Below are 21500 nucleotides of genomic sequence, written 5' to 3'. Positions count from 1 at the left end.
ATGGCGAACAACGCAACATTGCTGGTCGGCTGCGCCGCCGGTTTCTCGGGCGACCGCACGGACGCCGCTGCACCCGTGGTGCAGGCCCTGGTCGCCAGCGGCAAGCCGGCCGTGCTGATCTTCGAGACCCTGGCCGAACGCACCCTGGCACTGGCCCAGCTGGCCCGCCGCACCGACCCCGATGCGGGCTACGAGCCCCTGCTGGTGGACATGCTGCGCCCCGTGCTGGGCGACTGCCTGGCGCACGGCGTGCGCATCGTGAGCAACTTCGGCGCCGCCAACCCCGAGGGCGCGGCCCGGCGCATCGTGCGCCTGGCAGCCGAGCTGGGCCTGCGCCGCCCGCGCGTGGCCGTGGTGCAGGGCGACGACCTGAGCGGCCCCGCCCACAGCGCGCTGCTGCAAGGCGCCCTGGGCGATGCCATGCCCACCGAACCCATCGCCAGCGCCAACGCCTATATCGGCGCCCAGGCCATTGCGGGTGCGCTGCGCGAGGGCGCCGACGTGGTGGTCTGCGGCCGCGTGGCCGACCCCTCCCTGGTGCTGGGCCCGGCCCTGGCGCACTACGGCTGGGCGCCTGACGACTGGGACCGCCTGGCCCGCGCCACCATGTGCGGCCATTTGCTCGAATGCGGTGCCCAGGTCACGGGCGGCTATTTCGCCGACCCCGGCTACAAGGACGTGCCCGGCATGGCCCGCCTGGGCTACCCCATCGCCGAGATCGACGCCGACGGCCACTGCACCATCACCAAGCCCCCGGGCACGGGCGGGCGCATCGACGAGCGCACGGTCAAGGAGCAGCTGCTGTACGAGCTGCACGACCCCGCCGCCTACCTGACCCCCGACGTGGTGGCCGACATCACCGAGGCCCGCGTGACTGCCGTGGGCCCCGACGCCGTGCGCCTGGAAGGCGTGCGCGGCCATGCGCGCCCGCCCACGCTCAAGGTCAACGTGTGCTTCGAATCAGGCTGGTTTGCCGAGGGCGAGATCTCATACGCCGGAGCCCGGGCCGAGGCCCGCGCCCGCCTGGCGGGCGAGGTGCTGCGCGAGCGCCTCGCCGGCCTGGGCCCGGTGCGCATCGACCTGATCGGCGTGACCAGCGTGCTGGGCGACGACGCCGGCCGCTGGCAGGACGGCACGGGGGGTGATGCCCGCGACGTGCGCCTGCGCGTGGCCCTGCAGCACCGCGACCATGCCAGCGCCCAGCGCCTGCTGCGCGAGGTGACTGCCCTCTACACCTGCGGCCCCGCAGGAGGCGGGGGTGTGCGCACGGCCATGCGGCCGCGCCTGGGCACCGTCTCGTGCCTGGTGCCGCGCGAGGCCGTGCCCACGGGTTACCGCATGTTCGATGAAGCAATGGGGCAAGAAAGGGCCGCAGCATGACAGGCAACACCACCATCACCGTGCCCCTGTACCGCCTGGCGCACAGCCGCACCGGCGACAAGGGCAACCGCTCCAACATCAGCGTCATTGCCTGGCACCCCGCGCTGTGGGATGTGCTGCTGGCCGAGGTGACCGAGGCCGCCGTGGCGCGCCATTTCGCGCACCGCCAGCCGGGCCGGGTGGTGCGCTATGTGCTGCCGCAGCTGCAGGCCATGAACTTCGTGCTCGACGACGTGCTGGACGGCGGTGTGAACGACGCCCTCAACCTCGACAGCCATGGCAAGGCGCTGAGCTATTGGCTGCTGGACCTGCCGGTGCAGGTGCCCTTGGCGTTGCAACAGCATCTGGCCGGGCTTGGCTGAGCCTTTTTCGATTTCTTTCTTTCACTTCAACAACACCAGGAGACACGCAGCATGACCGCATTCCACCTTCCTTCCCGCCGGCAAGCCTTGTCCGCTGCCATGGCCCTGGCCGCATCGCTGGGCTTGGCCGGCACGGCCATGGCGCAGGCCTACCCGGCCAAGGCCATCACCTTCGTCGTGCCGTTCGCCGCCGGCAGCGCCACCGACCAGTTGGCGCGCGCCATTGGCCAGTCCATCACCACCGACACCAAGCAGCCCGTGGTCATCGACAACAAGGCCGGTGCCAGCGGCATGATCGCCGCGCAGGCCGTGGCCAAGGCGCCGGCCGACGGCTACACCATCCTCATCACCACCAACACCACGCACGCGGCCAACGAGCACTTGTACAAGAAGCTCTCGTACGACCCGGTGAAGGACTTCGCGCCCATCAGCGGCTTGGGCAAGGGCGGGCAGGTGATGGTGGTGAATGCCGCATCGCCCTACAAGAGCGTGGCCGACGTGGTGGCCGCGGCCAAGAAGACGCCGGGCAAGCTGAGCTTCGGCAGCGGCAGCTCGTCGAGCCGCATGGCCGGTGAGATGCTCAAGCAGCTGGCGGGCGTGGACATCCTGCACGTGCCCTACAAGAGCAACCCCCTGGCCATCACCGACCTGCTGGGCGGCCAGATCGACATGATGATCACCGACACCTCCACCGGCGTGCCCCAGGTCAAGGCCGGCAAGCTGCGTGCCCTGGGCTACTCCACGCAAAAGCGCAGCTCGCAATTGCCCGATGTGCCCACCATCGACGAGGCCGGCGTCAAGGGCTATGACATGGGCTACTGGTTCGCCGCCTACGCCCCGGCCAACACGCCGCCTGCCGTGGTGGCCCGCCTCAATGAGCTGATGGCCGCCGCCACCAAGAGCGCCGCCGCCAAGTCCTTCTACGACGTGGCCGGCTCCGAAGCCTGGACTACCACGCCCGACGAGCTGGCCAAGTTCCAGGCCGCCGAGACGGTGAAGTGGGGCAAGGTCATCAAGGCCGCCGGCATCGAAGCCGAGTAGGCCTTGCTTACCTGCGCGCCCATCCGCGCGCAGCCCTGTGCAGCGCGTTGACGGCGCGCACAGCCCATCCCTGATTTGAGCCCACCGGCTGCCCGCCAGAAGCCGGTGCGGGCGTAGCCATGCCAGAGAGCCTGCCCAACCCGGGCGAGGTGCATGGCCGCTGCATGCCCGCTTTTTCCGCAAGCAAGACCACAAGACCCACCACACAGGAGACAAGCGACATGAGAAAGCATCTTTTCCCCACCCTGGGCGCCATCGCCCTCACGGCCGCAGCCGCAGCAGCCCTCACGGCCTGCGGCGGCAGCGACAACGACGACGGCCTGACCGGCAAGACCCCGGCCATGAAGCTCGAGCTGTACGGCAACCAGGCCGGCTACGTGGCCGCGGTGACCGAGGCGGCCAACGCCCTGGTGGCCCAGCGCCTTCTGCTGCCGCGCGATGCGCAGGCACAGATTGATCGGGCGAAAGCGACGGTCATCTTGCCTTGAGGGCGGGGTTGATTCGATGAAGCGCAGGCCGGGGCTGGTGCCCCGGCCTTTTTCATTTCAAAGTGACCAGGGCGCCCCTTTGAAGCGCTCGACCAGAAAATCCAGCAGCGCCCGCACCGCCGGTGACTGGTGCCGGCGCGACGTGTACAGCGCATTGATCGCCATCACCGGCAGCTCCCAGCCGGGCAGCAGCGCCCGCAGCTCGCCGCTGGCGATGTGCGGATTGGCCAGGTAGGTGGGCTGCAGCGCAATGCCGCCGCCCGCCAGCGCCGCGCGCAGCAGGGTGGTGGCCTCGTTGGCGCTGAAGTGGCCGGACACGGCCACGCGCTCGGTGCGGCCGTTCTGGGACAACTCCCACACGCTCTTGCCGAAGTTGGCGTAGCTCAGGCAGCGGTGGCGTTCCAGCTCGGCCGGCAGTGCGGGTACGCCATGGCGCGCCAGGTAAGCGGGCGAGGCCACCAGCACCGAATCGCAGCGCGCCAGCGGCCGGGCGATCAGCATGGGGTCGGGCCCGCTGCTGATGCGAATCGCCAGGTCGATGCGCTTTTCCACCAAGTTGAGCGATCCTTCGCTCGCATCCAGGTCGATCTTGAGCTGCGGGTGCAGCGCCAGGAAGTCGGCAATCGCCGTGCCCAGCTGCGCATAGGCGAACGAGACGCTGCAGGTCAGCCGCAACTGGCCGCGCAGCTCGCCTTCGCTCGTGGCCGTGGTCTCTTCCTCGATGTCTTCCACCAGCGCCAGCATCTGCTGGCAGCGGCGCAGGGCCTGCTCACCCGCATCGGTCAGCGTCACGCTGCGGGTGGTGCGCTGCAGCAGCCGGGCCTGCAACCACTGCTCCATCTCGCCCACATAGCGGGTGACCATGGCGCGCGACATCTCCAGCCGCTCGGCCGTGGCGCTGAAGCTGCCGCTGGTGGCCACTTCCACAAACACGCGCATGGCGGTCAGGCGGTCCATATTTGCTCTATTGGTGCAACAAATATGCGCATTTTATGCGGTTTATTGGATCGATTGGCGCAAATAAACTGCAGCCATCGCAATCAAAACCTTCTGGAGAATCCGCATGTTCCGCACAACCATCCTCGCCGCCACCCTGTCCATCGCCTTTGCCGGCGCGCACGCCGCCGAGCCGCTGCAGCTCAAGGTCTACAACGCCGATGGCAACAGCTTCAACGTCAATTCCACCCTGGTCTACGGCGAAAAAGAGGCCATGGTCATTGACGCCGGCTTCACCCGTGCCGATGCCCTGCGCATCGCCGCCAACGTGCTCGACAGCGGCAAGACCCTGAAGACCATCTATGTGAGCCAGGCCGACCCCGACTACTACTTCGGCGTGGAAACGCTCAAGGAGTTCTTTCCCCAGGCCGAGGTGGTGACCACCCCCGCAGTGCTGGAAAAGATCAACGCCAAGCTGCAAGGCAAGCTCGCCTTCTGGGGCCCCAAGATGGGCGCCAACGCACCGCGCACGCCCGTGCTGCCCAAGGCGATCACCGGCAACACCCTCACGGTGGACGGCCAGGTGGTGGAGATCCGTGGCACCACCGGCCTGCTGGCGCACCGCCCCTACGCATGGATTCCCTCGGTGAAGGCCGTGGTGGGCAACATCGGCGTGTTCGGCACCAACACCCACGTGTGGACCGCCGACACCCAGACCGTGGCCGAGCGCAGCGCCTGGGTGGCCCAGCTCGACGAGATGGCCGCCCTGCAGCCCACCGTGGTCGTGCCCGGCCACATGGCCGCCGGCACCGCGCTGACCCCGGCCAATGTCACCTACACCAAGGGCTACCTGCAGGCCTTCGAGAAGAACGCCGCCGCCACCAAGACCAGCGCGGAGCTGATCGAGGCCATGAAGACGGCCTATCCCGCAGCGCCCATGGGCTTGTCCTTGGACATCGGCGCCAAGGTGAACAAGGGTGAGATGAAGTGGTAAGCAGCATGTCCACCGAAGTCACCTCCATCACTTACCTGTTCGACCCCCTGTGCGGCTGGTGCTATGCCGCGGCGCCGGCCCTGGGCCGGCTGCAGGGCACGCCCGGCGTGCGCATCACGCTGGCCCCGTCGGGCCTGTTCGCCGGGCAGGGCGCCCGGCCCATGGACGCGCAGTTCGCCGCCTATGCCTGGTCCAACGACCAGCGCATCGAGCAGCTCACGGGCCAGCCCTTCACGCAGGCTTATCGCGACAACATCCTGGGCGCCGAGGGCGGCCGCTTCGATTCCGGCCCCGCCACCTTGGCGCTGACCGCCGTGGCCCAGACCGCACCGGGCCGCGAACTCGAAGCCTTGCATGCGCTGCAGCGCGCGCGTTATGTCGATGGGCAAGACACGGCCGATGCAGCAGTGCTGGCCGAGGTGCTGAGCGCCCTGGGTCTGGCCGATGCGGCTGCGTTGGCCCGTGCTCCCGATGCGGCTTTGCATCGCGCCATGGCTGAGCGCGTAGCCAACGCCCAGGCCCTGCTGCGTGCCGTCGGTGCGCGCGGCGTGCCGCAGCTGGTGGTCACGGGGCAGGGCGGGGCGCTGCGCCTGATCGGCGGCGATGCCCTGCTGGGGCCGCACGAGCGGCTGGTGGAACTGGTGATGACCGCTGCGGCCTGATCACTCCATCGATGGATCGATCAGCACCTTGGCCCCGGTGTTGCGCGGGCCGTAGAAGGCAATGGCGTCCGCGCCCAGCGCCCCGGCCAGCGATACCGTGCGCGCATAGTGGCTGGCAAAGGTGGTCTTGAGCTCGGCCGCCACGCGCTGGCGCAGGGCCTGGGCGGCCTCGTTGCCGATCTTCTGCAAAAACGGGAACAGCAGCCAGCCGCCCACGCCCCAGGCCATGCCGAAGGTGCGCTGGATCTCGGTGGGGCGCGTGTCCAGGTGGCCATACAGGTAGACCTGCTTGTGCACGGCCGATCCATAGCGGCTGTACTCGGTCGCCTTGCGGTTGATGGCCGCCTCCATGCCCTGCAAAATCTGCCCGGCCAGCGTGCCGCCGCCCGTGGCGTCAAAGGCAATGGTCGCGCCCGTTGCGGCCAGGGCGTCGGTCAGTTCGGCCATGAAGCTGGGCGAACTGCTGTCGCAGACGTAATGGGCACCGATCTCGCGCAGCAGCACCGCCTGCTCGGGCTTGCGCACGATGTTGACCAGGCCGATCCCGTCTTTCTGGCACACCTTGTTGAGCATCTGGCCCAGGTTGCTGGCCGCCGCAGTGTGCACCAGCGCGGTGTGGCCCTCGCGCTTCATGGTCTCCACCATGCCCAGCGCGGTCAGGGGGTTGACGAAGCACGACGCCCCCTCGGCCGCCGTGGTGCCGGCCGGCAGCGGCAGGCACTGCGCGGCGGGCATGGCCCGGTACTGCGAGTACATGGCCCCGCCTATCAGTGCCACCGTGCGCCCGAGCATCGCATGGGCCGCCGGGGACGATCCCGCCGCCACCACCAGGCCCGCGCCCTCGTTGCCCACGGGCATGCTCTGCCCCATGCGGGCAGCCATGCCGGGCATGGCGCGGTCTGGGATGCGCGCGGTCACTACGGGCCGGTCGGCGCTGCCTGCGACCTGCACGGTGGACAGATCGGCCGGCCCGAACAGCAGGCCGATGTCCGAGGGGTTGATCGGCGTGGCCTGGATCTGCACCAGCACCTCGTCGGGCCCCGGCGTGGGCACGGGGGTGGGTTCAAGGCTGATCTGCAGGGTGCCGTCCGGCTGCACGAGCGAGCGCAGTTGCAGGGCGGTCGAGGGGATGGTCGCGGTCATGGGTGTCTCCTGGGGAATGGCTGGTGCATTGTCGCCACTACGGGATTTTTTCGCTGTCACCCACCTAACGTCCGCACCATTTGCTCGTACATCGCATCCACCGCGGGGGAGCGCTGCGACTCCCTGCTGCGCAGCACCGCCACGTCCATCGAGTCGAGTGTGGGCAGGTCGAACTCGGCCGGCAGGTTCTGCAGTATCTGCAGGTTGGCCGGCACGCTGCAGCGCGTGAGCACGGCCACGGCCAGGCCGCTTTCCACGGCGGCCAGCTGGCCGGCCAGGCTGGAGCTGTGGTAGACGATGCGGTAGGCGCGGCGGCGTGCGGCCAGGGCCTTCATGGTGGCGATGCGCGCCAGGCTGGCCGATTCGTACACCGCAATCGGCAAGGGGTCGCGCCGCCAGGCCTCGAACTGGGCCGCGCCCACCCAGACCAGCGGCTCCTGGAACAGAAAACGCCCGCGCTGCGGCTTGTCGCGCGAGACCAGGGCCAGGTCGAGCTCGCCGCGCCCCACGCGCGGGATCAGCGAGGTCGACTGCTCGCAGGTCAGCTCGATCTCCACCCCCTGGTAGCGGTGCGAAAAGCTGCGCAGCACGGGCGTGAGGTAGGTCGAGGCATAGTCGTCCGGCACACCCAGGCGCACGCGGCCCGCCAGCCGCGGGCCGAACAGCGCCGCCTGCGTCTCGGCCTGCAGCTCCAGCATGCGGCGCGCATAGGCCAAAAGTTCCTGCCCTAATGGCGTCAGCTCCAGATGGCGCGGCCCGCGCAGCAGCACGGGCCGGCCCAGGGCCGCTTCGAGCTTCTTGATCTGCATGCTCACCGCCGATTGCGAGCGGTGCACCAGCGGCGCCGCGCCCGAGAGAGAGCCGGCATCCACCACGGCGACAAAGGCGCGCAGCCAGTCGATCTGCAGGTCGGGGTAGTTCACCATGCGTGCAATGTATTCGATTGTCGAATGGCTGTGCCGCGAACTATGCGCTTTACCTGGGGCAACAAAGGCAGGACCATCGGCGCCATGAACAACAAGGTTTCCGCACTGCCAGCTTCCTCCGCCATCCTCACTGGCACCGCCGACCCGGCCACTCTGGCCCGCGAGCGCACAGGCCAGTGGCTCATGCTCGCCGGCGGTGTGCTGCTGGGCACCATCGGCGTCTTTGTCGAAGAGGCCGGCCAGCACCCGCTGGTCACGGTGTGGTTCCGCTGCGTGTTCGGTGCGCTGGCCCTGGTGGCCTGGTGCCTGGCCACGGGCCGGGGCCGTGAGCTGCTGCTGCGCCACCAGGCCAGGAGCCGCTGGGTGGCCTGTGCCACGGGCGTGTTCATGGTGCTCAACTGGGCGCTGTTCTTCGCGGCCATACCGCGCACCTCCATCGCGGTGGCCACGGTCATCTTCCACGTCCAGCCGATCTGGGTCATCGTCTTCGGGGCAGTGTTCCTTCGCGAGCGCATCTCGCCTACCCAGTGGGCGGCCACGCTGGCGGCCCTGGCCGGGCTGGTGCTCACCACCGGGCTGCTCGACGGCATCCCCGCCGGCACGGCCGATGGCGGGGCCTATGTGGCCGGGGTGCTGATGTGCCTGGGCGGCTCCTTCTGCTATGCCGCCGTCACCCTGCTGGCCAGCCGCGCGCCCGCACCCATCAGCCCGTTCGCCCTGTCGCTGTGGCAGTGCCTGGTGGGCGCCGTGCTGCTGGCCTGGGCACCGCTGGCCTTCGGTGGGCCCCACACGGCTGCTGCCTGGGCCTGGCTCACAGGGCTGGGTGCGCTGCACACGGGCCTGGCCTATGTGATCCTGTTTGCCGGCATGGCCCGGCTGGCGCTGGGCAAGGTGGCGGTGCTGCAGTTCGTCTACCCGCTCACCGCCGTGTTGGTGGACTGGGCGGTGTACGGGCGCACGCTGAGCCCGGTGCAGTTGGGTGGGGTGGTGCTGATGGCGGGGGCGCTGTGGACCATACGGCGGCAGCCGGCGCAGGCGCCTGCAAGCCGATAAACTGCCGGCTCGCAGGCCTTGGCTTGCCATCAGGAGACAACACCATGGCTGCAGCACCGGCACCCCAGGAAGCCGAGACATCCGCATCGGCCCTCATCGACGCCAGGATCCGCGACCTGGCCGACTGGCGCGGCGCCACCCTGGCCCGCATCCGCAAGCTCATGCACGAGGCCGTGCCCGAGGTGGTCGAAGAGGTCAAATGGATGGGCGTGCCCGTCTGGTCGCATGCCGGCATCCTGTGCACCGGCGAGACCTACCAGCAGGCCGTGAAGATGACCTTTGCCAAGGGCGCTTCGCTGCCCGACCCCAAGGGTCTGTTCAATTCCAGCCTCGAAGGCAATACGCGCCGCGCCATCGACGTGCATGAGGGCGAGGCCATCAACGAAGCGGCGTTGAGGGCGCTGTTCCGTGCCGCGGCGGACTTCAATGGCCTGCAGGCCGCCCAGAAGAAGGCCAAGGCCAAGGCACCTGCGAAGAAAAAGGCAGGCAGCTAACCAGCAAAGCCTCCTCCCAAGTCCTTGTCCAGCAGGCAGTCGATGAAAGCACCGAGAAGGGCTGGCCGGTGCTGCCGGTGGGGGTAGTAGAGGTACAGCCCCGGGCGCGAGATCGACCAGTCCGCCAGCACCTGGACCAAGCGGCCCTGGGCCAGGAGATCGCCCACGCCGTCGCGCTCAAAGTGGTAGGCAATGCCGAGTCCGTTCACCGCGGCAGCGATGCCGATGTCGGCGTGGTTGGTGACGACGGGGCCGTCCACCGCCACTTCCAGCCGTTTGCCCCTTTTCTCGAACTCCCAGCGGTAGTGCCTGCCATCCATCTGGAGCCGCCAGTTGATGCATGCGTGGCCGTGCAGGTCGGCGGGTGTCTTCGGAATGCCCCGATCGGCAAGGTAGCCTAGGGACGCCACGGCAACCATGTTCAGGTCGGGCGTGAGGCGCACGGCAACCATGTCCTTCTCCAACCGCCCACCCACGCGGATGCCCGCGTCGAAGCGGCCGGCGACGATATCGGCCAGGGCGTCGTCGACCACGATGTCGAGCACCACATCCGGGTAGGCCTGGTGGAAGCGTGAAAGCCGGGGCGCAATGACGGTTCTTGCTGCGATCCCCAGCGTGTTGATGCGCAGCGTGCCCTTGGTCTGTCCTGCGGCTTCACTGGCCTGTGCGACGGCAACCGCCATCTCCCGAAACAGCGGGGCGATGCGCCCGTAGAGCTGCTCGCCACTGGCCGATGGCGCAACGCTGCGTGTCGTGCGATTCAGAAGGCGTGTGCCGATCCGGCCTTCGAGCTGCCGGATGGTCTGGCTCAGCGCGGAAGGCGACAGGCCCAGGTGCTCTGCCGCCCGCGCAAAGCTCTTGCGCTCGACCACCGCAGCGAAGGCTTTCAGCTCTGCGAACTCGGATCCACGCATTATGTATTCCTTCCTACACAGCCCATGCGAATTCTAGAGCATTCACTAAATTCACATTAGCGCGCATCCTTGGGTCATCACCAACCACTGGAGCCATCGATATGAACGCCTTGACCCTTCCCGAACCCATCGCCGCGTACTTTGCGGCCGAACACCACCCCGAGGCGCTGGCGCGCTGCTTCGCGGCGCAAGCCGTCATGAAGGACGAAGGCCACACCTACACGGGCATCGACGCCATCAAGGCCTTCATGGCCAAGGCATCGGCCCAATACGGCGCAACCAGCGTGCCGTTCGCGCTCGAACGGGAGGAGGGCCTCCAGGTCGTCCGCGCCAAGGTGACGGGCAACTTTCCAGGCAGCCCGATCGACCTGTCATACCGCTTTCGGCTCGAACGCGGCCTGATCGCATCGCTGGAGATCACGGCATGAGCTTCGACCTCCAACTCAAAGGCAAGCGCGCCCTGGTGACGGGCGGCACCAAGGGCCTGGGCGCTGCGCTCGTCAAGAGCCTTCAGGATGCCGGCGTGCAGGTGATGACGACTGCGCGCTCTGCGCCGGAGAAGCCGCTGGACGGCGTGGCCTATGTCCAGACCGACCTGGCGACCGCGCAAGGCGTGGCCAAGCTCGCACGCGCGGTCACCGAGCGCTGGGGCAATGTCGACATCCTGGTCCATTCCCTCGGGGGCTCGACCGCGCCGCCGGGCGGCTTCGCGGCCCTGGATGACGAGGTGTGGTTCAGCGAACTGAACCTGAACCTCCTGTCCGCAGTCCGGCTGGACCGCGCGCTGCTGCCCGCCATGCTGGCCGAGGGCGCAGGCGTGGTCCTGCACGTGACCTCGATCCAGCGTGTGCTTCCGCTTCCGGAGTCGACCACCGCCTACGCTGCGGCGAAGGGTGCGCTCTCGACCTACAGCAAATCCTTGTCGAAAGAGGTCACGCCCAAGGGCATACGCGTTCTTCGCGTCTCACCGGGCTGGATCGAGACCGAGGCCTCGGTGGCATTCGCACAGCGAATGGCTGCCCAGGCGGGCACGGACTACGAGGGCGGCAAGAAGATGATCATGGACTGGCTTGGCGGAATTCCGGTCGGTCGGCCCGCCAGCCCGCAGGAGGTCGCAGACCTGATCACCTTCCTGGTGTCCCCGCGCGCGGCATCGGTATCGGGCTCGGAGCACGTGATCGATGGCGGAACGGTTCCCACTGTTTGAGCAGAACTTTGCAGAAGAACGGCTCAGGGAGCGATGAGCCGCACCACCACAGGCCGGTGGTCCGACCCCAGGTCCGGCCCGGTACGCGAGTCCAGCACCTGCCAGCCGCCCGATGCCAGCACATGGTCCAGCGGCAGCACCGCCAGCCAGCCCAAGGCATTGGGCCAGCTGGGCGCCGCACCATTGGCGCGGCGCAGGGTTTCTTCCACCAGGTACAGGCTGCGCGCCCAGGGCGTGGTGTTCAGGTCGCCGGCCAGCAGGGCCAGCCCCCCGGCCTGCGCCAAGCGTTCGGCCTCCTGCGCCAGGGCGCGGTCTCGGGCCTGGGCGAAGCCTGCGTCCAGCGGCGGCATGGGGTGCAGCGCGCTCAGGTGCACGGGCTTGCCGTTCCAGGCCACCGTGGCATGCAAGCGCAGGGTGTCGCGCAGGTCCTTGGGCTGCAGCGTCTCCATGTCCGACAAGGGGTAGCGCGACAGCACGGCCAGGCCGAAGGGGCTGGGGTCGGGGGCTTCCAGTCGGTGCGGGTAGCGGGCCGCCACGCCGGGGTGCCCGGCCAGGGCCTGCTGGGCCAACTGGGTGAATTCCTGCAGGAACACCACGTCGGGCGCATCGGCCGACGCCAGCCAGGCCGTGAGCGGGCCGAAATCGGTGGTCGAGGAGTTGAGGTTGGCGGTGCCCACGGCCAGCACCGCGCCGGGGTCGGCCGGCTCGGCGCCCTGCGGCAGCCTGGCTGGCTGCCACAGGAAGCTGCCACCCAGTGCCAGCACCGCCAGGGCGAGCCAGCCATGGCCCATGCGGCCGCGGGGCTGTAAGAGCGCCAGCGCCGCCAGTGCAGTCGCGCCCACCACCAGGTACAGCCATTGCCAGTGGGCCGCCAGCTCCAGCAGCCATTGCAGCGTGGGGGCCGATTCTGTTGGCAGCGCTCGCGACACCGGTGCCGTCAGGGCACCCAGGGCGCACAGCCCTGCCAGCCAGCGGGCCCTGAGGGTGATGAAATTCAGAGTCTTCGGAGGGCGTTGCTGCATGCGCTGGATGGTATCGGTCCGGCGGCGTTGCCTGGGTCAGTGCCGGGAAGATTCCGCCGACCCCCTTGGCATGGCGGCCTGTGAAGACTGGACCTTGGGGTACTGGCCCCTGTCCCTGTGTCACCCGGCCGCAATCACCTGCAAGGTGCTGCACAGCGCCGCCTCGTACACCGCATCGGGCCCGAGGCGGCCGGCCTCCCGGGACACGGGCAGCGCCACCCGCGCCGCCAAGGCCTCGCGCAAGCGGGGCGCGGCCACCAGCCTGGTGCCTGCGCCATCGGGCAACGCAATGCCCGCGAGCCGGCCCGCCTGGTCGAAGACGGGCCCGCCCGGGGCCAGGCCCCGGTGCATGGATGCATCGAGCTCCCGGTCTCCGTGCGCGCCCACGGCGGCGCCGACAAAGCCCGTTCGCAGCAGGGGCCATGCAGCCCCCGCGTCGCCAGCCTGCGCGTACGCCACGGCAAACGCCACAGAGCCAGGGAAGACATCGGCGGGCACGGTGCCCAGTGACGATGGCGCAGGCAGCGGGCTGTCCAGGCGCAACAGGGCAACGCCGCTCATATCGCCGCGCCCTGGCACGGCAGAGGCCCGTGCCATGTGCCCCAGGCCGTTGCGCACCCACAGGCGCTGGCTGCCGGCAATGGCGCGCGCAGGTGCGAGTGCCATGCGGCCTTCCCCGAGCAGCGTTCCGGCCGCGACGAGGCGCGCGCTGCGCGGCAGTGCCGCCGAAGCGCTGTAAGGGGCCAAGCGCGCCGGCGGGAGCAGCATGTCCCCGCTCGCATGCGGAGCTGCCGACGCCAGCTCACGAACCACACCCGCCACCAGCGGCTGCGATGGCGCCCGTGCCTGCGCATCGGCCAGCAGCTTGCGGGCGATCACGTCCTGCCCCCCCGCGTGCAGCAGCCAGGCGTACAGGGCCGCGCCGCCCACGGCGTCCAGGTGCGCGCCTGCCGTGTGCGCGCCAAAGGCCAGCGCGCGCCGGTACTGGCCCGACTGCATGTAGCTGCGCACCAGGCCCATTTCGGTATCGGCCGAGTGCAGGATCAAGGCGGCGCGGTCAAAGCCTTGCTCGGCCTTGTGCGCATCGCCGGCGGCGAGGGCGGCCTCTGCGTCCCGCAGCAGGGCTTCGCGTTCGCGCAGCCGCTCGGCGTCGGGCGGCCGCCCACCCGCCGCCTGCATGATTGCCCGGAGCTTCTCTTCGGAAGCCGGCGAGGCTGCCAGCGGGCCGGCTGCCAGGCCCAGCAGACCGATCAGGACGTGACGGCGCCGGTCGGGCATTCGGTGCTGGTGCCGCTGCGGTTGATGCGCTTGCCGCCCGCGTCGTTGGGATTGCTGCCCAGCGTGTACGGTGCCTTGGGCGCCTTGAAGCCCGACAGGTAGGCCACCAGGGCATCGATGTCCTGCGCGCCACCCAGGCGGCTGGTGCCCTTGAGGAAGGTGGAGTAGCCGTCGCCGCCGTCGGCCATGAAGTTGTTCATCGTGACGCGGTAGGTCTTGGTCGGGTTGGCCACCGTGCCCGAGGCATCGACGATGGTTTCCGTGGTGCTGCCGTTGCGCAGCGTGACATTGCTCACGCGCGCACCGCAGGCCTTGGCGCCGTCCCAGGTGTACTTGAAGCCGTTGGACGGCAGCATCACGCGCGTGGCCGTGGCCGACTGGCCCTTGCAACCCGCAAACTGCTCTTCCAGCACGTCCTTGAGGTCCTGCGCCGTGAGCGACATGGTCACCAGGCTGTTGCCGAAGGGCTGGGTGGTGAAGGCCTCGCCATAGGTCACGTTGCCTGCGCCTTCACCCACCGCGCTGCTGGCAAAGGTGAAGCCGGGGTTGCGCACGCCGCCGCCGTTCATCAGGGCGATGACGGCCGAGCCGAAGGTGGGGCCCTGCGTGGCCGCCAGCATGGCGTCGGCCACCAGGTCGCCGGCGGGCATGTTGCAGGCGGCATCGCTGCGGGAGTTGGGCAGCTCTGCGGCGATGGAGCCGATCACCGTGTTGGCAATCGGCGAGACCAGGCTGTTGTAGCCTGCGATGATCTTGGCAACGCCCGCATCGGCGGGCACGGCGGGGTCGTTGCGCACCACCAGGCGGTTGGTGGCCGTGATGGCCGTGATGTCGCGCGTGGAGGGGTCGATGGTCAGGTCCATGTCGGTCAGCACGCGGCCGAACGAGCTGGAGCTGGTCACCGGAATGGCGCGGCCCGCGGCGTTGGGCAGCTTGCAGTTGTAGGCGGCGTGGGTGTGGCCGCTGATCACGGCATCCACCGCATTGTCCAGGCCCTTGACCAGGGTGGCGATGGCCGAGCCGGCGAGGCCGCCATCGCAGGTGTTGATGGCCGACACCGTGCCCGACTGGAAGCCGCCCTCGTGCACCAGCACGATGATGGATTCGATGCCCTGGCTCTTGAGTTCGGGGATCAGGCTGTTCACCGTCTGGATCTCGTCGCGGAACTCCAGGCCGGCCACGCCGGTGGGCGTCACCACCGTGGGGGTCGCCTTGAAGGTCATGCCGATGAAGGCCACCTTGACGCCCTTGAACTCCTTGATGCCATAGGCCGGCAGCAGCGTCTTGCCCGTGGCGGTGGCGATCACGTTGGCCGACAGCCACTTGAACCTGGCGCCTTCGAAGGGCACCGGCGTGCCGGCGGTTGCGCCCTTGCAGCTGTTGGGCTCGCCGGCCTTGCAGCCGCCGTTCTGCAGGCGCAGCAGCTCGGCCGAGCCCTTGTCGAACTCGTGGTTGCCCACCGAGTTGAATTCCAGCCCGATGCGGTTGAGCGTTTCCACCGCGGGCTCGTCCTGGAACAGCGCCGAGATCAGCGGCGAGGCACCGATCGAGTCGCCCGCGCCCACCACCACATTATTGGGGTTCTGCGCCTTGAGCCTGGCCACATGGGCCGCCATGAACTCGGCGCCGCCCACGGGCGGGCGTTCGGCCGCCGGCACGGCGGCACTGGTGCCGAAGGTGCCGGGCGATTCCAGGTTGCCGTGGTAGTCGTTGAAGCCGATCAGCTTGACGGTGAACGGCGGCTCGCTGCCATCGCTGCCGCAAGCGACCAAGGTGGCGGCCAGGACGGCGGTGGTCCCGGCAATCAAACGCAGTTTCATGGAAGACCCTCTGTAGGTGGTGTGTTCGGTCCGTTGGCTAGTGGACCCAGTCCTTGTGACAACCCCATGAACACAGGACTTAGACCCAAAATAGGTCTAAGTTAAGTCTTGTGTGGTCTAAGTGGGCCGCATAGTATTTGCCCAACGCGTCCTTTTGAGGCGCAGGCGACCCGGGCAAGGCCGACAACGGCAGCCGGGCCAGACCACAAGAACAGGAGACAAGCCTTGGCACGCTGGCACAACTGCGGCACCGAAGACCTGGACGTTCTGCAGACCATTTTCTGGTCGGCAGGCGCGTCGCGGCATGCGCTGGCGCAGCGGTTGGCCTACTCCAAGAGCAAGGCCAACGCCCGGGTGGCGGCCCTGCTGGACGAGGGCCTGCTCGACGAGGTGGGCCTGCAGGAATCCTCGGGCGGCCGCCGTGCCGAAACCCTGCGCCTGAGCGAAACCCTGGGCGTGGTGATCGGCGCCGATCTGGGCGCCACCAGCATGCAGGTGGCCGTGATGCGCCCCGACATGACCGTGCTGGCGCGGCACCGTGAACCCATCGACGTGCGCCAGGGCCCTGGTGTCATTCTGGCGCGGCTGCGCGGCCTGATGCGCGAGCTGATGGCGCGCTGCGGGCTGCCCGCCTCGCAGGTCATCGCCATCGGCATGGGTGTGCCGGGGCCGGTGGACTTTGAAAGCGGCCAACTGGTCAACCCCCCGCTGATGCCCGACTGGGATGGCTTTTCCATCCGCGACTACCTGCGCGAGGCCTTTGCTGCACCGGTCTTCGTGGACAACGACGTGAACCTGATGGCGCTGGGCGAGCTGTGGCGGCTGCAGCGCAACCTGCCCAACTTTTTGGTCATCAAGGTCGGCACGGGCATCGGCTGCGGCATCGTCTGCCACGGCCAGGTGTACCGGGGCGCCAATGGTTCGGCCGGCGACGTGGGCCACATCTGCGTGGACCAGGCCGGCCCGCGCTGCCACTGCGGCAACCAGGGCTGCGTGGAGGCCATGGCCGCCGCGCCCGCCATGGCGCGCATGGCGCTTGCGGCGGCCCAGGCCGGCGAAAGTGCGCTGCTGGCCGAGCGCCTGCAGGCCACCGGCACCCTGACCACGGAAGATGTGGCCCAGGCCAGCCGCGCGGGCGACGTGGCGGCCAACGCCATCATCCAGCGCGCGGGCAGCCTGGTGGGGCAGATGCTGGCCTCCATCGTCAATTTCTTCAACCCGTCGCACGTGTTCATCGCCGGGCGGGTGACGGACATGGGCCCGCTGTTCCTGGCCTCGGTGCGCCAGAGCGTCTACCACCGCTCGCTGGCCCTGTCCACGCGCCACCTGGAGATCCAGTATGCCCCCCGGGCCGACGATGCCGGCGTGGTGGGTGCGGGGGTGCTGGCCATGCAGGAGAGCATGGCGCAGTCATCGCGTTCGGGAGGGAGTGCACGATGAGCGTCGCCGTCGAGTTCCGCAACGTCACCAAGGAGTTCGGCCCCGTGCGCGTGCTGCACGGCGTGGGCTTCGCGCTGCAGCCGGGCCGCGTCTACGGCCTCTTGGGCGAGAACGGCGCGGGCAAGTCCACGCTGATGAAGATCCTGGCCGGGTACGAGAGCCCGACCACCGGCGAGGTCGTGGTGGACGGCGCCGTGCGCGCCCCCGGCGGCGGCTCGCGCGCGGCCGAGGCCCAGGGCATCGTGCTGATCCACCAGGAGTTCAACCTGGCGGACGACCTGACGATTGCGCAGAACGTCTTCCTCGGGCACGAGATCAAGAAGGGCCTGTTCCTGGATGACAAGGCCATGCGCGAGAAGACGCGCCAGGCGCTGGCCCAGGTTGGCCTGCCGCTGGACCCCGACACGCGGGTGAAGAAGCTCATCGTGGCCGAAAAGCAGCTGGTGGAGATCGCCCGCGCGCTGGCCCGCAATGCGCGCCTGCTCATCATGGACGAGCCCACCGCCACGCTGACCCCCGGCGAGACGGAGCGCCTGTTCGCGCTGATGGCCGGGCTCAAGGCCGCGGGCGTGACCATCATCTACATCTCGCACAAGCTCGACGAGGTGGAGCGCACCACCGACGAGGTGGTGGTGATGCGCGACGGCCTGCTGGTGGCGCGCGAGCCCACGGCCAGCGTCACGCGGCGGCAGATGGCCAACCTGATGGTGGGCCGCGAGCTGGCTGATTTGTTCCCTGCCAAGCTGCCCGCACCGGCGGGTGAGCCCGCCATCAAGGTGCGCGGCCTCACGGTGCCGGGCTGGGCCGAGGGCATCGATTTCGAGGTGCGGCGCGGCGAGATCCTGGGTTTTGCCGGTCTGGTGGGTGCCGGGCGCACCGAACTGTTCGAAGGTTTGCTGGGCCTGCGCCCGCGCTCGGCCGGCACCGTGGAGCTGGCCGGCAAGCCCGTGCAATTTAAAAGCCCGCGCGACGCGGCCCGCCATGGCCTGACCTATCTGAGCGAAGACCGCAAGGGCAAGGGCCTGCACGTGCACTTCAGCCTGCGGCCCAACCTCACGCTGATGGCGCTGGAGCGCTACGCCAAGCCCTGGCTGGACCCCGCGGCCGAGCAGGCCGCGCTGCGCGATGCGGTGCAGGAGTTCGGCATCCGCACCGGTTCGCTCGACGTGCGTGCCTCGTCGCTGTCGGGCGGCAACCAGCAAAAACTGGCGCTGGCCAAGGTGCTGCACCCCGGCCCCAGCGTGGTGGTGCTCGACGAGCCCACGCGCGGCGTGGATGTGGGCGCCAAGCGCGAGATCTACCACCTGGTACAGCGCCTGGCGGCGCAGGGCCTGGCGGTGATCGTGATTTCGTCCGAGCTGATGGAGCTGATCGGCCTGTGCCACCGCGTGGCGGTGATGCGCGCCGGCCGGCTGCAGACCACGCTCCAGGAACCCCATTTGACCGAAGAGGAGTTGATCGTCCATGCCACAGGTACCCGCTGAAAACGCCCCCACCCCGCAGGTGGCCGGCAGCCGCCACGGTGCCGCAACCGCCTGGTGGGGCAAGCTGCACGGGCTGGGCCCGGTCATCGGCCTGGTGCTGCTGTGCATTGCCGGCACGCTGCTCAACAGCAACTTCGCCACCTACGACAACGTGATGAACGTGCTCACGCGCACGGCCTTCATCGGCATCATCGCGGTGGGCATGTGCTTCGTCATCATCTCGGGCGGCATCGACCTGTCGGTGGGCTCCATGGCGGCACTGATCGCGGGCTCGGTCATCCTGTTCATGAATGCCATGGCGCCCGTGCTCGGTTCGCCCATGGCCGCCGTGGTGGTGGGCATGGCGCTGGCCGTGGTGCTGGGCGCCGTGTTCGGGCTGGTGCACGGCCTCTTGATTACCAAGGGGCGCATCGAGCCGTTCATCGTGACCCTGGGCACGTTGGGCATCTTCCGCGCCTACCTCACGTACTTCTCCAACGGCGGCGCCATCACGCTGGAGAACGATCTGTCGGACCTCTACAGCCCCGTGTACTACGCCAACCTGCTGGGCGTGCCCATCCCCGTGTGGATCTTCCTGCTGGTGGCGCTGGTGGGTGGCGTCATCCTCAACCGCACGGCCTACGGTCGCTATGTGCAGGCCATCGGCTCCAACGAGCAGGTGGCGCAGTACGCCGCGGTGGACGTGCACAAGATCAAGATCCTGACCTACATGCTGCTCGGCGTGTGCGTGGGCATCGCCACGCTGCTCTACGTGCCGCGCCTGGGCTCGGCATCGCCCACCACGGGCCTGCTGTGGGAGCTGGAGGCGATCGCCGCGGTGATCGTGGGCGGCACGGTCCTCAAGGGCGGGGCGGGCAGCATCACCGGCACGGTGGTGGGTGCCATCCTGCTGTCGGTCATCAGCAACATCCTCAACCTCACCAGCATCATCAGCGTGTACCTGAACGCGGCGGTGCAGGGCTTCGTGATCATTGCAGTAGCGTTCATGCAACGCGGCAAGAGGTGACGGAGTGGCCGGAACAACTCTCCTGGCGTCGTTGCTGCGTCTTGCCGTGCTAGTCGCACTGTCTGCGACGCAGCGCCCAGCCAGGACCGCTTCGCTGAGTTTTCCAGCCACTCTTTGCGTGTATTTGTTTTTCAAGGTGTTCCCCAGCCGGCCAGCTTCCATGGCCTTTTTCCAAGCAACAGCAACAGGAGACAACGCATCATGAACAGCCAACTTTCTTTCACCCGCCGCCTGGCCCTCTCGGCCGTGGGCGCCGCAGCCGCACTGGCGCTGGCCGGCCCTGCCATGGCGCAGGCCAACAAGGTCGTGGTGGGCGTGGCCATTCCGTCGGCCACGCACGGATTCACGGGCGGCATCGTGTACTGGGCCAACCAGGCCAAGAAGGACCTGGAAAAGGCCCACCCCGGCCTGCAGGTCATCGTCAAGACGGCCGGCGGCGCGCCCGAGCAGGCCAACCAGCTGCAGGACCTGGTCACGGTCAACAAGATCAACGCCCTGGTGATCTTCCCCTTCGAATCGGCCGCGCTGACCAAGCCGGTGGCCCAGGTCAAGGCCAAGGGCGTCTACGTGACGGTGGTGGACCGCGGCCTGACCGACACCAGCGCGCAGGACGCCTATGTGGCCGGTGACAACACCGCCTTCGGCAAGATTCCGGCCGAGTACATCGCCAAGGCGCTGAACGGCAAGGGCAACGTGGTGGCCATGCGCGGCATTGCCACCACGCTGGACAACGAGCGCATGGACGCATTCAACGCCGTGCTCAAGAACCACCCCGACATCAAGCTGCTGGACGCCAAGTACGCCAACTGGAACCGCGACGATGCCTTCAAGGTCATGCAGGACTACCTGACCCGCTTCCCGCAGATCGACGCCGTGTGGGCGGCCGACGACGACATGGCCGTGGGCGTGCTCAAGGCCATCGAGCAGTCCAAGCGCAAGGACATCAAGCTGGTGTTCGGCGGCGCCGGCGCCAAGGGCATGATCAAGACGCTGGCCGACGGCAGCAACCCGCTGATCCAGGCCAACGTGTCGTACAGCCCCAAGTTCATCTACGACTCGATCAAGCTCACGGCCGAGGCACGCATCAAGGGCGACAAGCTGCCGCCCACGACCATCATTCCTTCGGTGCTGATCACCAAGGAAAACGCGAAAAGCTTCTACTTCCCTGATTCTCCTTTCTGATTCGGACAACCCCCTGAGTCGCTTCGCGCCTTCCCCCTTCTCTCGAACTACTGCGTAGTTCGGGAAGGGGGACACCGCCAGCGCGGCGGGGCGGCCCTTGCGCGGCGGTCCTGGCCTGGGCCGCGCGCGTTCAAGCGGCCTTTGACAGGCGCGTTGCGCCCGAGCCGTACCTTGCCATTGAACGCCATATCCACTGGAGCATGCCCATGCCAAGACCTGTCACCCTCTTCACCGGCCAGTGGGCCGACCTGCCGCTGGCCGAGCTCGCGCCGCTGGCACGCAGCATGGGCTACGACGGCCTGGAGCTGGCCTGCTGGGGCGACCATTTCAATGTGCAGGAGGCGCTGGCTTCCGCGCAGTATGTGAAGGACAAGCATGCGCTGCTGGCCCAGCATGGCCTGCAATGCTTTGCCATCGGAAACCACCTGGTGGGCCAGGCCGTGTGCGACCGCATCGACGAGCGCCACCAGTCCATCCTGCCGCCGCATGTGTGGGGCGATGGCGAGCCCGAAGGCGTGCGCCAGCGTGCGGCCAGCGAGCTGGCCGACACGGCGCGCGCAGCGGCGAAGTTCGGCGTGAAGACCGTCACGGGCTTCACGGGTTCTTCGGTATGGCACGCCATCTATGCCTTCCCGCCCACCAGCCAGGCGTATTGGGACAAGGGCTTC

General features: G+C 68.5%; 22 protein-coding genes. 15 read left to right on the top strand and 7 right to left on the bottom strand.

Annotated elements, in window-relative coordinates; genetic code table 11:
• The 4 genes from ACK59X_RS32545 to ACK59X_RS32530 all read left to right on the top strand — a co-directional run bounded on the left by ACK59X_RS32545 (position 1) and on the right by ACK59X_RS32530 (position 3271).
• The gene (locus tag ACK59X_RS32545; RefSeq protein ID WP_409963276.1) at positions 1–1380 is read left to right on the top strand and encodes an acyclic terpene utilization AtuA family protein; all 1380 of its coding nucleotides are present in this window, start codon (positions 1–3) and stop codon (positions 1378–1380) included.
• A complete protein-coding gene (locus ACK59X_RS32540) occupies positions 1377–1742 on the top strand; it encodes a hypothetical protein (protein ID WP_409963274.1) in 366 nt (121 codons plus the stop codon). Before ACK59X_RS32545 ends, ACK59X_RS32540 begins: the two co-directional genes overlap by 4 nt.
• 51 nt (positions 1743–1793) lie before the next feature.
• Positions 1794–2783, top strand: coding sequence for a Bug family tripartite tricarboxylate transporter substrate binding protein (locus tag ACK59X_RS32535; protein ID WP_409963272.1), 990 nt, complete (start codon positions 1794–1796; stop codon positions 2781–2783).
• A 221-nt stretch (positions 2784–3004) separates the two neighbouring features.
• Positions 3005–3271, top strand: a complete 267-nt coding sequence (locus ACK59X_RS32530; protein ID WP_409963270.1) for an alpha/beta hydrolase domain-containing protein — start codon at positions 3005–3007, stop codon at positions 3269–3271.
• A 57-nt stretch (positions 3272–3328) separates the two neighbouring features.
• Here ACK59X_RS32530 and ACK59X_RS32525 read toward each other — a convergent pair whose 3' ends face one another.
• On the bottom strand, positions 3329–4228 hold the full coding sequence (locus tag ACK59X_RS32525; protein ID WP_409963268.1) for a LysR family transcriptional regulator: 900 nt from the start codon (positions 4226–4228) through the stop codon (positions 3329–3331).
• Positions 4229–4334: 106 nt separating this feature from the next.
• Between ACK59X_RS32525 and ACK59X_RS32520 the strand changes: the two genes are divergently transcribed.
• Both ACK59X_RS32520 and ACK59X_RS32515 read left to right on the top strand, forming a co-directional pair.
• Positions 4335–5201 (top strand): MBL fold metallo-hydrolase, encoded by an 867-nt coding sequence (locus tag ACK59X_RS32520; RefSeq protein WP_409963266.1) that lies wholly within the window; start codon positions 4335–4337, stop codon positions 5199–5201.
• Between the two features lie 5 nt (positions 5202–5206).
• Positions 5207–5863: a DsbA family protein gene (locus tag ACK59X_RS32515; RefSeq protein ID WP_409963264.1), complete on the top strand. Its 657-nt coding sequence runs from the start codon at positions 5207–5209 to the stop codon at positions 5861–5863.
• Here the strand turns inward: ACK59X_RS32515 and ACK59X_RS32510 are convergent, their stop codons facing one another.
• Positions 5864–7006 (bottom strand): zinc-binding dehydrogenase, encoded by a 1143-nt coding sequence (locus tag ACK59X_RS32510; protein ID WP_409963262.1) that lies wholly within the window; start codon positions 7004–7006, stop codon positions 5864–5866.
• A 56-nt stretch (positions 7007–7062) separates the two neighbouring features.
• Entirely contained in the window at positions 7063–7929 is an 867-nt protein-coding gene (locus ACK59X_RS32505; protein WP_409963295.1) for a LysR family transcriptional regulator, read from the bottom strand.
• 87 nt (positions 7930–8016) lie between these two features.
• Here ACK59X_RS32505 and ACK59X_RS32500 point away from each other — a divergent pair, with 87 nt between their 5' ends.
• Entirely contained in the window at positions 8017–8985 is a 969-nt protein-coding gene (locus tag ACK59X_RS32500; RefSeq protein WP_409963261.1) for a DMT family transporter, read from the top strand.
• Between the two features lie 44 nt (positions 8986–9029).
• Positions 9030–9479 carry a DUF1801 domain-containing protein gene (locus ACK59X_RS32495; protein ID WP_409963258.1) on the top strand — a complete coding sequence of 150 codons (450 nt, stop codon included), beginning with the start codon at positions 9030–9032 and terminating at the stop codon, positions 9477–9479.
• Here the strand turns inward: ACK59X_RS32495 and ACK59X_RS32490 are convergent.
• Positions 9476–10393 carry a LysR family transcriptional regulator gene (locus tag ACK59X_RS32490; RefSeq protein ID WP_409963256.1) on the bottom strand — a complete coding sequence of 306 codons (918 nt, stop codon included), beginning with the start codon at positions 10391–10393 and terminating at the stop codon, positions 9476–9478. The two genes, ACK59X_RS32495 and ACK59X_RS32490, sit on opposite strands and share 4 nt — an antisense overlap.
• A gap of 101 nt (positions 10394–10494) precedes the next feature.
• Here ACK59X_RS32490 and ACK59X_RS32485 point away from each other — a divergent pair, with 101 nt between their 5' ends.
• Positions 10495–10821, top strand: coding sequence for a nuclear transport factor 2 family protein (locus ACK59X_RS32485; protein WP_409963254.1), 327 nt, complete (start codon positions 10495–10497; stop codon positions 10819–10821).
• Positions 10818–11600, top strand: coding sequence for an SDR family oxidoreductase (locus ACK59X_RS32480; protein WP_409963252.1), 783 nt, complete (start codon positions 10818–10820; stop codon positions 11598–11600). Before ACK59X_RS32485 ends, ACK59X_RS32480 begins: the two co-directional genes overlap by 4 nt.
• Positions 11601–11623: 23 nt before the next feature.
• On the opposite strand, the gene ACK59X_RS32475 is transcribed toward ACK59X_RS32480, so the two are convergent.
• The 3 genes from ACK59X_RS32475 to ACK59X_RS32465 all read right to left on the bottom strand — a co-directional run bounded on the left by ACK59X_RS32475 (position 11624) and on the right by ACK59X_RS32465 (position 15720).
• Positions 11624–12622, bottom strand: a complete 999-nt coding sequence (locus ACK59X_RS32475) for an endonuclease/exonuclease/phosphatase family protein (protein WP_409963250.1) — start codon at positions 12620–12622, stop codon at positions 11624–11626.
• Between the two features lie 120 nt (positions 12623–12742).
• A complete protein-coding gene (locus ACK59X_RS32470; protein ID WP_409963248.1) occupies positions 12743–13900 on the bottom strand; it encodes a hypothetical protein in 1158 nt (385 codons plus the stop codon).
• Complete coding sequence (locus ACK59X_RS32465; protein WP_409963246.1) at positions 13873–15720, bottom strand: bifunctional metallophosphatase/5'-nucleotidase; 1848 nt, start codon at positions 15718–15720, stop codon at positions 13873–13875. The genes ACK59X_RS32470 and ACK59X_RS32465 overlap by 28 nt, the downstream gene beginning before the upstream one ends.
• 225 nt (positions 15721–15945) lie before the next feature.
• On the opposite strand from ACK59X_RS32465, the gene ACK59X_RS32460 reads away from it, so the two are divergent.
• The 5 genes from ACK59X_RS32460 to ACK59X_RS32440 all read left to right on the top strand — a co-directional run.
• Positions 15946–17160 carry an ROK family transcriptional regulator gene (locus tag ACK59X_RS32460; protein ID WP_409963244.1) on the top strand — a complete coding sequence of 405 codons (1215 nt, stop codon included), beginning with the start codon at positions 15946–15948 and terminating at the stop codon, positions 17158–17160.
• Entirely contained in the window at positions 17157–18644 is a 1488-nt protein-coding gene (locus ACK59X_RS32455) for a sugar ABC transporter ATP-binding protein (protein ID WP_409963242.1), read from the top strand. Before ACK59X_RS32460 ends, ACK59X_RS32455 begins: the two co-directional genes overlap by 4 nt.
• On the top strand, positions 18625–19650 hold the full coding sequence (locus tag ACK59X_RS32450; protein WP_186458039.1) for an ABC transporter permease: 1026 nt from the start codon (positions 18625–18627) through the stop codon (positions 19648–19650). Before ACK59X_RS32455 ends, ACK59X_RS32450 begins: the two co-directional genes overlap by 20 nt.
• 201 nt (positions 19651–19851) lie before the next feature.
• Positions 19852–20832 carry a substrate-binding domain-containing protein gene (locus ACK59X_RS32445; RefSeq protein WP_409963240.1) on the top strand — a complete coding sequence of 327 codons (981 nt, stop codon included), beginning with the start codon at positions 19852–19854 and terminating at the stop codon, positions 20830–20832.
• Positions 20833–21038: 206 nt separating this feature from the next.
• Positions 21039–21500, top strand: a 462-nt coding sequence (locus ACK59X_RS32440; protein ID WP_409963238.1) for a sugar phosphate isomerase/epimerase family protein, incomplete at its 3' end; no start/stop codon positions are given.

It is taken from the genome of Acidovorax sp. (assembly GCF_046339755.1).
Taxonomy (GTDB): Bacteria; Pseudomonadota; Gammaproteobacteria; order Burkholderiales; family Burkholderiaceae_C; genus Acidovorax.
This window is presented reverse-complemented; position numbering and strand designations above follow the sequence as displayed.

Coding starts and splice junctions, on each gene's coding strand:
- ACK59X_RS32470 (WP_409963248.1), bottom strand. CDS start 13,900: ATGCCCGACCGGCGCCGTCACGTCCTGATCGGTCTGCTGGGCCTGGCA.
- ACK59X_RS32535 (WP_409963272.1), top strand. CDS start 1,794: ATGACCGCATTCCACCTTCCTTCCCGCCGGCAAGCCTTGTCCGCTGCC.
- ACK59X_RS32465 (WP_409963246.1), bottom strand. CDS start 15,720: ATGAAACTGCGTTTGATTGCCGGGACCACCGCCGTCCTGGCCGCCACC.
- ACK59X_RS32500 (WP_409963261.1), top strand. CDS start 8,017: ATGAACAACAAGGTTTCCGCACTGCCAGCTTCCTCCGCCATCCTCACT.
- ACK59X_RS32490 (WP_409963256.1), bottom strand. CDS start 10,393: ATGCGTGGATCCGAGTTCGCAGAGCTGAAAGCCTTCGCTGCGGTGGTC.
- ACK59X_RS32450 (WP_186458039.1), top strand. CDS start 18,625: ATGCCACAGGTACCCGCTGAAAACGCCCCCACCCCGCAGGTGGCCGGC.
- ACK59X_RS32530 (WP_409963270.1), top strand. CDS start 3,005: ATGAGAAAGCATCTTTTCCCCACCCTGGGCGCCATCGCCCTCACGGCC.
- ACK59X_RS32485 (WP_409963254.1), top strand. CDS start 10,495: ATGAACGCCTTGACCCTTCCCGAACCCATCGCCGCGTACTTTGCGGCC.
- ACK59X_RS32475 (WP_409963250.1), bottom strand. CDS start 12,622: ATGCAGCAACGCCCTCCGAAGACTCTGAATTTCATCACCCTCAGGGCC.
- ACK59X_RS32455 (WP_409963242.1), top strand. CDS start 17,157: ATGAGCGTCGCCGTCGAGTTCCGCAACGTCACCAAGGAGTTCGGCCCC.
- ACK59X_RS32520 (WP_409963266.1), top strand. CDS start 4,335: ATGTTCCGCACAACCATCCTCGCCGCCACCCTGTCCATCGCCTTTGCC.
- ACK59X_RS32540 (WP_409963274.1), top strand. CDS start 1,377: ATGACAGGCAACACCACCATCACCGTGCCCCTGTACCGCCTGGCGCAC.
- ACK59X_RS32445 (WP_409963240.1), top strand. CDS start 19,852: ATGAACAGCCAACTTTCTTTCACCCGCCGCCTGGCCCTCTCGGCCGTG.
- ACK59X_RS32495 (WP_409963258.1), top strand. CDS start 9,030: ATGGCTGCAGCACCGGCACCCCAGGAAGCCGAGACATCCGCATCGGCC.
- ACK59X_RS32480 (WP_409963252.1), top strand. CDS start 10,818: ATGAGCTTCGACCTCCAACTCAAAGGCAAGCGCGCCCTGGTGACGGGC.
- ACK59X_RS32545 (WP_409963276.1), top strand. CDS start 1: ATGGCGAACAACGCAACATTGCTGGTCGGCTGCGCCGCCGGTTTCTCG.
- ACK59X_RS32510 (WP_409963262.1), bottom strand. CDS start 7,006: ATGACCGCGACCATCCCCTCGACCGCCCTGCAACTGCGCTCGCTCGTG.
- ACK59X_RS32525 (WP_409963268.1), bottom strand. CDS start 4,228: ATGGACCGCCTGACCGCCATGCGCGTGTTTGTGGAAGTGGCCACCAGC.
- ACK59X_RS32515 (WP_409963264.1), top strand. CDS start 5,207: ATGTCCACCGAAGTCACCTCCATCACTTACCTGTTCGACCCCCTGTGC.